The organism is Natrarchaeobaculum aegyptiacum, from assembly GCF_002156705.1.
Classification (GTDB): domain Archaea; phylum Halobacteriota; class Halobacteria; order Halobacteriales; family Natrialbaceae; genus Natrarchaeobaculum; species Natrarchaeobaculum aegyptiacum.
Window position 1 is genome coordinate 2012371 of the sequence record NZ_CP019893.1, and the last position, 12132, is coordinate 2024502.

A 12132-nucleotide genomic window follows, 5' to 3' on the forward strand; every position below is an offset into this window, starting at 1 on the left:
TCCGTCCTCGCGGTTTCGCCACCGTCGTCTCAGGATACGACGGGAGCCGAGGTCGGTCCCTCAGTCGCGTTTCCGGCCGCTCACGGAGCAGCTCTTGACGCCGTAGGTCTCACAGGCGTTCGTCGCTCGCTCGGAGGTAAACTCGTAGTCGTCGTTTTCGACGACGGCGGTCACGTCGACGCCTGCCGCTTCGACGACGTCTGTGTAGCGGTCGACGTGTTCAGCGCCGCCGATACACGCGGCCCAGAGGTCCGCGTCGCTCTTGATGGAGGCCGGCAGTTGTTCCTCGCTGACGATGTCCGCGATGGCGAGTCGCCCCTCGGGTCGAAGCACCCGGACCGCCTCCTCGAAGACGCGGCCTTTCTCGGCAGAGAGGTTGATGACGCCGTTCGAGATCACGACGTCGAACGATTCGTCGTCGAACGGAAGGTCCTCGATGTACCCCTCTCGAATCTCGACGTTGTGGAACCCGTGTTCTGCCGCGAGGGTCCGGGACTTCGCTACCTGTTCGGGCGTCATGTCGACGCCAGTGACCGTCCCGGTCTCGGTCACCTGCATGGCCGCGACGAACGCGTCCATGCCCGACCCGCTCCCGAGGTCGAGCACCGTCTCGCCCGCCTCGAGGGCAGCGAGGTCGAACGGGTTCCCAACGCCCGCGAAGGAGTCGATCGCGGCGTCCGGGACGTACTCGAGGTCGACAGGGTCGTAGCCGAGCCTGTCGGCGAGTTCCCGTCCCGTCTCGAAGTGGAACTCGGCGTCGCCTGCGGTCGCGACGTCCCGATACATCGAGGTGACCTCGCGCTCGAGTTTCGCCGTGTCGAGTGTGTCGCTCATCGGTTTCCTCAGTCGTCACCCGCCACCTGGGCGGGCGTGTCGATGGTCATTTCGACGTCCTGTTCGAGCGAGACGAGCGTGTAGACTGGTGCCCGTCGTGCCCACTCGTCGATCTGTTCGGGTTCGAGGTCCGGCCCCTCGATCCGGACGTCGGCGGTCAGGTTCTCGAAGACCGAAGCCGACTCGCCGAGGTCCGCGAGGCTGAAGAGGACCGCCGGATCGAAGTCTGCCTGTACGCTGGTCTCGAGGTGATCGATCGTCACGTCGTTCGCGGCGGCGTTGATGGTGATACCGACGTTGATACAGGCCGCGAGTGCCGAGAGGGCCGCTTCGACCGGTTCCAGCCGGTCGGTCGGGTCGACCCAGCCGCCGGCCTCGAGCACTTCCTTCCAGCCGCCGTAGGGAAGGGTGTACTCCCGGGTTTCCCGGGTGATCGTCTCGCCACCGAGGTCGTAGTCGTCGATCTTCGCCAGACTGTGGGCCGCTGTCCCCTCGTAGGTCGCCCTCGCGCCGAGGCCGAGTTGAACTGCCGCTGGCTCTTCGGCCGCGTGTTCGGCGAACCCCTCGAGTGTCTCGAGGTCAATTCCGTGTGCGATGTGCATTTCGTCGGTCATGTGTCTCGCCCCCTGCAACCTGTGCTACGAACTGCCACGACTTCTAGCTATTTCGTGACGAATATCCAGTTTCTGGTGGAGTTTCACCGGCTGCAACCGAGTCACTGGTTGCAGTTTTCGCACCTGCCGCCAGCGAACGCTCCCGGTCACCGTCGGGGCGGCGTGGCCCGATTCCCTGCAGACAGCGTGTGGGGTCGACCCGGTGTCGGCACCGAACGTCCGACCGAGTAGCCGATCGCTCGAGTGAGTCACTCGAGGGGGCGCGGTGGGTCGAACGGTCGGGCAGTGGCCGCGTACCGATCGTAGACGGTGTTTGCCCACTCGCGAATCGTCGGATCGTCGGTATCGACCATCGCCTGCACCGTTCCACTTTCCTCTTCGTAGGCGGTGACGACGACGCGTTCGTCGAGGAGCCCGGTTCCGTACGCTGGAAGGTCCTGGGCTTCTAGGACGGTGAAATTCTCCTGCTCGAGCAGTTTCGAACACTGCTCGGGATACGTCGAGACGAAGTACGCGTGGCAGTTCGGTCGGTCGATCAGTGTCACGTCGACGCCCTCGTCGATCCGTCTGCACAGGTGGTCGAACGATGGATCCATCAACGCAACCTCCGGCCGGAGAAACCGTATCGTGGACGTCTGCTCGAGCAACGACTTGAATCGGTCGACCGGCCGGTACGGAGCGTCGGGTTCCGCGACCGTGATCGTGAGCCCGGTCCACGTCTCGACCGGAGCCTCGCGTATCTCGTCGGGCAGCCAGTGCCAGTTGTCACGCACCATCTGTTCGGTTTCGACGAGGTCGAGCAGGTCGCTCATTCCGGCGGCGACCGTCTCTCCCAGTCGCGTCGCCGCGTACTCGTAGCCCTCTTTGTGGACCCAGTGTCGGTCCTCGAACTCGGCCAGCGTTCGTCGCATCGTCGACGATGACACTTCGGTTAACTCACAGAGTTCGGGGCGACCGCGTGGGCGTTCGGTCAGCGCGAGGAGAGCCGGAACACGGTGTTCGGACCGGGCCAGATAGGCGATGTCGCCAATCGGCGAATCGGGCGTACGGAACGCTGTGCTATTCGGACCCATGGTGGGAGTACACGACAGGGAGCGAAAACGGTTGGCCTACCCGTTCGAAAATCGACCGTCTTTATTCGCGCCGGCACGTTCGTGGTGGTATGAACGCAGACGCCGTCGTGTTAGACGTCGACGGAGTGCTCGTCGACGTCGCCGACTCCTACCGCCGAGCGATCGTCGAGTCCGTCGAGGTCGTCTACGACCGGACGATCCGCACGGAGGACATCCAGCAGTTCAAGGACGCAGGCGGGTTCAACAACGACTGGGAACTCACCTACGCGGCCGCGCTGTACGTCCTCGCGGCCGGCGAGGGGTACGCCGCCTCGATCGACGAGTATACCAACTCCATCGCCGAGTCCGGCGGCGGACTCGACGCTGCCGAGACCGTCGTCCGGGACGCGATCGGCGCGCAGGCGTTCCAGCGCGTCGACGGTCGCTGGGACCGCGAGCGCCTGCGCGACGTCTTCCAGCAGCTGTACCTCGGGGCCGACCTCTACCGCGGCATCGAGGGCGGCGAACCAGACCGCGAGACTCGCGGGTTCATCCACGACGAACCCGTCCTGCTCGAGGCCGACGCCCGGGATGCGCTGCTCGCCGAGTACGACGTCGGAATCCTGACGGGGCGTCCGGAAGCCGAGGCCGAGATCGCCCTCGAGCGCGTGGGACTGGACGACGAAATCCCGCTCGAACACCGCTTTACGATGGACGACTGGGAGGAGGGTAAGCCCCACCCGCGCGCGCTGATGACGCTCGCCGAGCGGTTCGACGCCGACTCGGTCGCGTTCGTCGGCGACACGCTCGACGACGTGCGGACGGCCGTCAACGCGAGCGAGGAAGACCCGGGCCGCGAATACGGGGGAATCGGCGTTCTCACGGGCGGCCTCACCGGTGACGACGGTCGAGATAAGTACGAGGCTGAGGGCGCTGCCGCGGTCCTCGAGTCGGTCAACGAGGTTCCGGGCTGGCTCGAGGGCTGACCGACCGGTTCCGGATTCAGTCTCCTTTCTGACACTCCTCTGGGGCGACCGTACCCTTGCTCGTCACGTCGATACTATCATCAATTTGAATATAAACAAAAGCGAGTTATTCTAGGCACTGAATTACCAGTGTATGAAGCTCGCGACAATCGGCGTCGGTAACGCCGGGAGCAAGATCATCGACCGGATGCTCGAGTTCGAACAGGAGACCGGTCGAAACCTCTGCCGTCACGTTCTCGTTATCAACTCTGCTCGCACTGACCTCGCCAAGCCAGATTACGTCCCCGAAGATCGCCGCGTGCTGATCGGCGACACCCACCAGAAGGCCAAGGGCCACGGCGTTGGCGGCGACGTCGAGGTCGGCGCGGAGGTCGCGAAACACGACATCGACGAGATCCGCCGCGCGTTCGACGACGTCGAGATCCACGAGGTCGACGCCATCCTCGTCGCCGCGGGGCTGGGCGGCGGCACCGGCAGCGGTGCCGGCCCGGTCGTCATCGACGAACTCCAGAAGATGTACGACGAGCCGGTCTACGGACTGGGCATCCTCCCCGGCGAGTACGAGGGCGGCCGGCCCGCGCTCAACGCCGCCCGCTCGCTCCAGTCGTTCGTCACCAAGGTGGACAACTTCATCGCCTTCGACAACGACGCCTGGCGCTCCCGCGGCCAGACGATCGAGGAGGGCTACGAGGAGATGAACCGCGAACTCGCCGTCCGAATCGTCACCCTGCTCGCCGCCGGCGAGATCGACGAGACCGAGGTCGCCGAGAACGCCATGGACTCGAGTGACATCATGCGGACGCTCGACACCGACGGCGTCTCCTCGATCGGCTACGCTTCCACGCGGATCGAACAGGACGGCGAGGGCTTACTCGACCGATTCCGCGAGGAACGCGACGATCCCGGCGAGGCGACCGACGCGGCGAAGATCAAGGGCCTCGTTCGTCGGGCGGTCAACTCCCGGCTCACGCTCCCGTGTGAGATCTCGAGTGCCGATCGGGCGCTGATCGTCCTCTCCGGCCCGTCGGAACTCATCTCCCGCAAGGGGATCGAGAGCGCTCGCCAGTGGTTAGAAGACGCGGCTGACACCGTCGACATCCTCGCAGGCGACGACCCCCGGCCGAACGCCGACGAACTCGCGGCGGTCGTCCTCCTCTCGAACGTCACCGAGACGCCGCGGATCAAGGAGATCCAGAGTCAGGCCGTCGACGCCCAGGACAAGATCGAGGAACTCGAGGCCGTCCGTGAACAGGAGATCGAGGACCTGATCACCGACGACGACGACAAACTGGACCCCGTCGTCTGATCGCCGAGTCATGCGAGGAGATCTATGAAACTCGCGTTCGTCGGCGTCGGTGGTGCCGGCACCCGGATCGTCGACCGCCTGCTCGCTCGCGAGGCCGAGACCGACCGGACCGTCAGCAGGGGCAACGCCATCGTCTTCGACACTGCCGAACCCGGCGACGCGTTCCGGGGCGTCGAACACGTTCCCGAGGAGTGTCGGGTCACCTTCGGCGACGTCCACCCCGACGTCGGCCCCGCGGGTACCGGCGGCAATCCGGACCTCGGCGTCGCCGCGGCCCGCGAGGACGTCTACGAACTCCGCCGGGCGTTCGACGCCCTCGAGTTCACCGACGTCGACGGCGCGGTACTCGTCGCGGGGCTGGCCGGGGGGACCGGTGGCGGCGCAGGGGCCGTCTTGCTCGAGGAACTGCAGGAAGTCTGTGACGACCCGGTGTACGCGCTGGCGGTGTTGCCGTCGGCCGACGAACCCGCCGGCCGGGCGCTGACCGCCGCGCGATCGCTCCAGTCGTTCGTCCGCATCGCCGACAACGTGGTCTGTTTCGACAACGAAGCCTGGGACTCCGAAATCGGCCCGCTCGAGGATCTCGAGTCCCGGACGCTCTCCTACGAGGAGTCGGTCGATGCAGACGCCGAGTCGACCGACGACTCGAGTCCAGCCGTCGACGCTGACGCCGATGCCGACGCCGACTCGAGAGGGCCCTCGAGCGACGTCGCCAGCGACGACCCCGACGCCGAGGACGACTCACCGCCCCACCCCTACGAGACGGTCAATCGCGCCGCAGCCGACCGCCTCCTCTCGATCCTCGGAGCGGGCGAACTCGAGTCGATGACTATCGCCGAAAACCGGATCGACGCCAGCGACGTCGCGCGAACGCTCGAGACCGGCGGCGTCTCGACGATCGGGCAGGCGACGCTCGAACTCGAGCAGCGCCAGCGAGCACCCGACTGGCTGCCGGTTCCCTCGTGGTTGCCCGCGTCGTTCCGGGGGTGGCTCACGGATTCGCCCGAGGACTCTGGACCGACCGACGCCGCGAGGGTCAAGGACCTCGTCCAGCGGGCCGTCGAGTCCCGGCTCACCGTTCCGTGCGCCGTCGACAGCGCCGATCGCACGCTGATCGTCCTCTCCGGGCCGCCGTCGTCTGTCTCCCGGAAGGGATTCGAGAGCGCCCGCCACTGGCTCGAGGGAGAAGCCGACACCGTCGACGTGATGGCCGGCGACGAACCGCGAGACGCCGCAGAACTCACCGCGACCGTCTTGCTCTCGAACGTCACCGAGGTCCCGCCGGTCGAGGCCGTACAAGAGCGGGCACTCGAGGCGCTCGAACTCCTCGAGGACCGTGACGGCAGGAAGTCGACCGCGAATGCGGACGATGCCGCCGGAGAGAACGAGTTCATCTGGTAACTCCCGGGGCCCACCCGTTTTTTGCCCGTGGTCGCCGTAGCCTGCTGGCGAGTCATGCCTGACTTCTCCTGTGACCCCGGCCTGCCCGGTGTCCCGACGTCGCCCTGGCTCGCGAGCACGCTCGAGGGCGACGACGCAGACGACTTCCACGAGACGGACCTGCGAGATGGGGCCGACGACGGCGACAGTGATCGGGTCGCCGACGCCGGGGAACCACAACTCGAGGGGATCGAATCGGCCGACGTGGCCGTGATCGGTGCCGGCATCGCGGGGCTCTCGACGGCGATCGAACTCCGGGAGCGAGGGCAGTCGGTCGTCGTCCTCGAGCGCGACCGGGTGGCAACGGGGGTCACGGGGAAGTCGACGGCGAAGCTGACGAGTCAGCACGGACAGATCTACGACCACCTGCGGTCGGAGTTCGGCCCGCAGGCGGCCCGTCGGTACGGCCAGCTTCAGGAGCGGGCGATCGACACGGTCGAGCAACGGATCGAGGACCTCGGGATCGACGCCGGTTTCGAGCGGGTCCCCTCCTACCTCTACGGGAACGATCCGGGACCGCTCGAGCGGGAGGCGAAGGCAGCCCAGGCGGCGGGGCTCGAGGCCACCTACGTGACGTCGGTACCGCCGTTCGAGCGGGCGGAGGCGGCGGTGCGATTCGACGAGCAGGCGTGGTTTCACCCGCGCCGGTACCTGTGTGCGATCGCCGACGAACTGCGGGCCGACGAGGAGGCGACGATCTACGAGCGAACGCGGGTCACCGACCTCGATCCCGGCCAGCCCAACCGGGTGTACACCCGCGACGGCGTCGTCCACGCTCGACAGGTCGTCCTCGCGACGGGGTTCCCGCTGCTCGACCGGGCGGGCTACTTCGCGCGGATGCACCCGAAGCGCTCGTACGTCCTCGGTCTGGAACTCGAGGGGCCGCATCCGGAGGGGATGTACTACCGATCCGGCGAGAACTACCGCTCGGTCCGGAGTTACCGGGGGGACGATGGCGACCTCCTGCTCGTCGGCGGCGAGAACCACAAGACGGGACAGGGTGGATCGACCGCCCAGCGGTACCGGCGACTGCTCCGCTGGGCCCGCGAGCGATTCTCCGTCGACTCCGTCGCGTACCACTGGTCGACCCAGGACTACGTGTCGGCCGACCGGGTGCCGCTCGTGGGACGTGCCGGGCCCGGCACCTCGACCGTCTACGTCGCGACCGGCTTTCGCGGCTGGGGGATGACCAACGGCGTCGCCGCCGGTCGCCTGCTCGCGCGGCTCTGTACCGGCGAGCGTCCCCCGGCGGCCGACCTGTTCAGGCCGCTCCGGTTTACCCCGAAACCCGCACTCGGATCGACGATCACCGAGAACGCCGACGTCGCGAGCCAGTTTCTCACCGACTGGGCGCGAGCGCTCGTCTCCTCGAGTCCACCGCCGCTCGACCCCGGCGAGGGACAGGTCGTCCGCGAGGGTGGGACGCCCGTCGCCTACGCCCGGGACGAAGACGGCCAGACTCACGCCGTCTCGGCCGTCTGCTCGCACATGGCCTGTCTGGTCGAGTGGAACGACGCCGAGTGTAGCTGGGACTGCCCCTGTCACGGCTCCCGGTTTTCCCCCGACGGTGCCGTCCTCGAGGGGCCCGCGACCGACGACCTCTCGGACCGGGACCCACCTGAACGATAGGATCGTTCGGACACTGCGATCGGTAATATTTTACCGACACTCGACGAAGTATTGACAACTCGGTGACCTCGAGTGACGAGAACCGTCAGGCGGTTCCAGACGATCGCCCGCGCTGCGATCGGCGAGATCCTCGCGGCGATCGGCACGTTCGTCCTCCTCTCGTGGACTGGCCTCCACCTCGTGCGCACGCTCGACGTGGCTGTTACCGCGACGATCGACGCTGCCGTCCCCGAACTGTGGCGCTGGGTGGTCGTCCTCGCGGTCGCGGCGGCACTCACGATCTGGCTCGAGCGCGGGGGGTACCGCCGGCTGGGCGCCGATCCGACTGGTGGAGGAACCGCCGCGCTGCTGGCCGTCGTCTCGCTTCCGCTCTCGGTGCTTCCCGTCGGCATCGTGATCGCGTCGCTGGGGGCACTCCCGGCTGCGCTCGTGAATCCGTTTCTCCTCGGCTGCGTCGCAATCGCCTGCTGGCTCGCCCTCTACGACGGTCTCGACCGTCTGGATCTCGAGTCCTCACAGTTCCTCGTCGCGGCGGCGCTCGCCTGCTGTCCGCTGCTGGCGGTCGCCGTGGCCGACGCACTGTTCGGGCTCGGCGGCGCGGTGACGACCGTCACAGCGTCGGACCTCGCCACCGTCGTGACGGTCGTGCTGGCGGCCGGCTGGCAGACCGTCGTACTCGTTCTGGCGTTCGTTCGGCCGGTCTCCGTGGGCGAGCGACGGCCGGCGTTCCCGGACCTCGAGCGCGGGTCCTCGTAGCGTCTCGGACGGCTGATCTGATCAGTCACACTCGAGCAGGCCCGGATACTCCGCGATGACGCCGTCGACGCCCGCTTCGAGCAACTGGTCTGCCTCGAGCCAGGTCTCGACCGTCCACGCGTTGACCGTCCGACCTTCCTCGTGGGCCGTCTCGACGACGTCGACGTCCGGCTCGCCGACGTCGCCCCCTCCGTACGCGACCCCCTCGAGACCGCTGCCGACGATCGCGTTCTTCGGCGGATGGATCGCCTCGCAGTCGTACCGGCGGGCGATCTCGAGGCCGGCCTCGGAGTCGTCCCAGACGAGCGGTGCGGCGGCGTAGCCGGGCGCGACCTCGCGCAGAGCGGCGATCGCTCCCTCGCAGAACGACGAGAAGGTGATCTCGCCGCCGAAGTCATCGCAGTCGGTGACGACCCGATCGACGAACGGCTGCCAGACGGCCTGGCGTTCGGCCCGCTCGTCGTCGGGGAGGGACTCGCCCGCGCGCAGGTCGGTCGCCCCCGGATTCTTGAGTTCCACGTTGACGCCCATCGTCTCGGGGATCGCCTCGAGCAGGGCCGCGAGCGTCGGCACCGTCTCCCCGGTTCCGAGGACGTGCGCCGACTGGAGGGTCTCGAGCGGCGTCTCCCAGACCAGCCCCTCGCCGTCGGTGAGCGGTCGGCCGCGATCTGCGGTGCCCTCGAGTCGCTCGTCGTGGATCACGACCGGCGTCCCGCAAGCGGCTGGCTGGACGTCGATTTCGATCGCCGTCGTTTCGGGCTGGGCGGCCGCGAACGAGGCGGCGGCGACGGTGTTTTCGGGGACGACGCCGGCGTAGCCCCGGTGGGCGATGACGGCTGGTTCCATACGGGCTCTCTCGGACGGCGGGCTAATGGATGCACTGCCCGGATGCACGACCCGGTGAGAGGCCGGCGACTCCCGGCACGACGTTCAGAACGCTCGAGTACCGACACCCGTTCGTGACAGATCCCACGCTCGAGGACGTCGAACGGCGACTCGACCGGGTGACCGATCTCGAAGAGGAAGCGGCCGTGTCGGTGCTCCGGGGGCTCCGCGAGGACCTGCAGGCGCTGGGAAACGACCCCGACGTCGACGAGCAAACGCGACAGGAACTCGAGACGCAGCTCGACCAGCACGTCCGCGCGGTCACTGAACGGGAGGCCTACGAGGGTGAACTGGGCGCAGCGATGAACCCGGAGGACGAAGACGCGCCGTAGCCCACCGATGCTAACTCGGCCGTTCGTGCCTGCATTCCGCGTTCGAGGGCTCTCGAGCCGTGTAATCGCCGCCTGAACCGGCGCATCGACTGCACCCCGGTTCAGTCGCCGACTTCTGCAACCGAGGGTTCGATTCGTCTTCATCTGCCTCCACCAGTTCGCTCGACACGCCCGTAATCGCTGCCTACGACGTTTCCAGGCCCTCCTTCCGGTGAGGTGGCCTCGAGCGCCGGGAGCTAACGACACCTTGCACCTGCAACCGTCCGGTTGCTTTATCAGTCGGTCGGCGGGAGGCCGCCACATGGACGGATCTACGCGTCGTCGATTGCTCGAGGGCGTCTCCGCGGCCAGTTTTCTCGCCATCGCGATCGGTGGTACCGGGACCGTCGGCGGCCAGTCGACCGCCGACGAGACGGGCCCGCTCGAGGTGTCGATCGCCGAGACTGACTCGCCGGTGGCCGCCGGCGACTACCTCCGCGTGACGACGGAGTTACGGAATCGAAGTGACGAGGACGTTCGAACCGACCTGGAACTGTTCGTCGGTGTGGACGCTGAATCGATCGGACGGCGAACGCTGACGGTGCCAGCGGGGGAGACGGAGACGGTCAGGCAAGGATTTTACACCTACCCGGTCCCGACCGACGACTCGTTCCCCGTCCGCGTCGAAACCGACTACGGCGATGACGTGGCGACAGTCTCCGTCCGTGGGGCCTCCCCGCTTCCCGAATCGCGGCCCGACTCCGACCCGACGGTCACTCCCGGGACGACGCTGTTCTTCGAGGCGTTCGCCATCGATCCCGACGACTTCCAGCAGACGATCTGGTGGGTCGACGGCGAGCAAGAAGGTGGGGTCGTCGGCGGCCCCTGGCAGGCGACCTACTTCGCCGAGGTCGGTGCTGACTACTTCCAGTACGAGTTCGACGACCCGGGGACCTACGAGGTCGCTGCCGCCGTGTTGCCCGACGGCGGTGGTCCGGGAGACGACGGTGCCGACGAATCGTACGTGGCCACCTGGACGGTCGACGTCGACCCCGCCGGCAACCGCGAGCCGACGATCGACGATCGCTCGCCGGACGTCGAGGCACTCGAGCTCGCCCGCGGCGAGTCCTACGAGGTCGAACTGACGGCCACGGACCCGGACGGCGACCTCGAGCGCGTCGTCTGGTGGCTCACCCAGGCCGATCAGATCGTCGAGATTACGGACCTCGAGGGGGCGACCGACACGGCGCGGCTCTCGACGGACGCTTTCTGTCACACGTGTTCGATCCTCCCGTGGGTGATCGCAAGCGACGGCACCCTCGCCGTGGCACCGGACTGGCAGCTGTTCGAAGCGGACGATCCCGGGGCCGACGGCGAGTGTTCGGTCACGATTCGCTCGACGAACGCCCCCGTCGACGCTGGCGCAGATCTCGCGGTGACCGCCGAGGTGCAAAACAGTGGCAACCGTCCGGTAACGCGGGAGGTCGACTACGTCGTCGGACACGATCCGGAGACGGTCGACTCGCAAACGGTCTCGCTCGAGGCTGGCGAGTCGCGCCGGCTGACGCTCTCCTACGAGACGTATCCGGTCGCTCACGATCAGCAGTTCCCGATTCGAGTCGACTGCGGTGACGACGAAGACGAGGTGACGGTACTCGTCGAGGCCTGATCGGCCGCTCGGTGGCTGACTGTGTTCCGACATCGTCGTTCTCGGAGTCGCCGTCCTTTTGTCCGCGCGAGTCCAAGACTGGCCGATGGCAACGCCTCGCGTTCCGGGCCCGCCCGACGACCGCCTCGAGGTGCCCTGCGGCGAGACGGTCGATCCCCACGAGATCGACCTCGGGACCTACGAACTCCAGTGTGACTGCGGGGAGCGTCACGCCGTCGTCCTCGATCCGCACCCGCTGTCGCGGTTCGTCCCAGAGTCGCTTGTCGCCGTCCTCGAGGAGGTGATCGAGACCGACGACGAGTTCGAGACCTTCTCGACGCCGCACCTGATGGCGATCGTCGCGGAAGACAACCCAGATGACGTCGCGGTCTACGACGCCAGCGACGACGGCGCGGTGGGCTACGCCCTCCTGTGGGTCACCGACCCCGACGCCCGCGAGTTCCACGAGCGCGTGGTCGACCGACTCCTCGAGCTGATGGACCACGCGATCGGTCACGCCGAAGACGCCGACGCAAAACACTCGTTCCAGCGCCAGCTCGAGGAGTTCGACGTGCCGACGTTCGTCGAGCAGTACCGTGCCGAGCGGGACTTCGAGAGCGAGCGGGACGTTGCGCGCTGATCGACTGCACTCTGGAACCGTTACCGTTTTT

12 protein-coding genes are annotated in these 12132 nt (G+C 67.3%); 8 read left to right on the top strand and 4 right to left on the bottom strand.

The window, feature by feature from the left end:
* Window positions 1-60: 60 nt before the first annotated feature.
* The 3 genes from B1756_RS09895 to B1756_RS09905 all read right to left on the bottom strand — a co-directional run bounded on the left by B1756_RS09895 (window position 61) and on the right by B1756_RS09905 (window position 2521).
* Complete coding sequence (locus B1756_RS09895; RefSeq protein ID WP_086888388.1) at window positions 61-834, bottom strand: methyltransferase domain-containing protein; 774 nt, start codon at window positions 832-834, stop codon at window positions 61-63.
* An 8-nt stretch (window positions 835-842) separates the two neighbouring features.
* Window positions 843-1448 (bottom strand): OsmC family protein, encoded by a 606-nt coding sequence (locus B1756_RS09900; RefSeq protein WP_086888389.1) that lies wholly within the window; start codon window positions 1446-1448, stop codon window positions 843-845.
* A gap of 248 nt (window positions 1449-1696) precedes the next feature.
* Window positions 1697-2521: a helix-turn-helix transcriptional regulator gene (locus B1756_RS09905; protein ID WP_186336444.1), complete on the bottom strand. Its 825-nt coding sequence runs from the start codon at window positions 2519-2521 to the stop codon at window positions 1697-1699.
* Window positions 2522-2610: 89 nt separating this feature from the next.
* Between B1756_RS09905 and B1756_RS09910 the strand changes: the two genes are divergently transcribed.
* The 5 genes from B1756_RS09910 (at window position 2611) to B1756_RS09930 (ending at window position 8617) form a co-directional block, all read left to right on the top strand.
* Window positions 2611-3486: a TIGR01548 family HAD-type hydrolase gene (locus B1756_RS09910; protein ID WP_086888390.1), complete on the top strand. Its 876-nt coding sequence runs from the start codon at window positions 2611-2613 to the stop codon at window positions 3484-3486.
* Between the two features lie 133 nt (window positions 3487-3619).
* Window positions 3620-4792 carry a tubulin/FtsZ family protein gene (locus tag B1756_RS09915; protein WP_086888391.1) on the top strand — a complete coding sequence of 391 codons (1173 nt, stop codon included), beginning with the start codon at window positions 3620-3622 and terminating at the stop codon, window positions 4790-4792.
* Between the two features lie 24 nt (window positions 4793-4816).
* Complete coding sequence (locus B1756_RS19875) at window positions 4817-6193, top strand: tubulin/FtsZ family protein (RefSeq protein ID WP_228434315.1); 1377 nt, start codon at window positions 4817-4819, stop codon at window positions 6191-6193.
* A 54-nt stretch (window positions 6194-6247) separates the two neighbouring features.
* On the top strand, window positions 6248-7861 hold the full coding sequence (locus B1756_RS09925; RefSeq protein WP_086888392.1) for an FAD-dependent oxidoreductase: 1614 nt from the start codon (window positions 6248-6250) through the stop codon (window positions 7859-7861).
* 72 nt (window positions 7862-7933) lie between these two features.
* Window positions 7934-8617, top strand: coding sequence for a hypothetical protein (locus B1756_RS09930; RefSeq protein ID WP_086888393.1), 684 nt, complete (start codon window positions 7934-7936; stop codon window positions 8615-8617).
* Between the two features lie 21 nt (window positions 8618-8638).
* Here the strand turns inward: B1756_RS09930 and B1756_RS09935 are convergent, their stop codons facing one another.
* Window positions 8639-9463 (bottom strand): glycerophosphodiester phosphodiesterase, encoded by an 825-nt coding sequence (locus B1756_RS09935; protein ID WP_086888394.1) that lies wholly within the window; start codon window positions 9461-9463, stop codon window positions 8639-8641.
* Window positions 9464-9576: 113 nt separating this feature from the next.
* Here B1756_RS09935 and B1756_RS09940 point away from each other — a divergent pair, with 113 nt between their 5' ends.
* From B1756_RS09940 to B1756_RS09950, 3 genes are all read left to right on the top strand, one after another.
* Window positions 9577-9834 (top strand): hypothetical protein, encoded by a 258-nt coding sequence (locus B1756_RS09940; protein ID WP_086890131.1) that lies wholly within the window; start codon window positions 9577-9579, stop codon window positions 9832-9834.
* 301 nt (window positions 9835-10135) lie between these two features.
* A complete protein-coding gene (locus B1756_RS09945) occupies window positions 10136-11482 on the top strand; it encodes a hypothetical protein (protein ID WP_086888395.1) in 1347 nt (448 codons plus the stop codon).
* Between the two features lie 85 nt (window positions 11483-11567).
* Entirely contained in the window at window positions 11568-12101 is a 534-nt protein-coding gene (locus B1756_RS09950) for a DUF5815 family protein (protein WP_086888396.1), read from the top strand.
* Window positions 12102-12132: the final 31 nt, after the last annotated feature.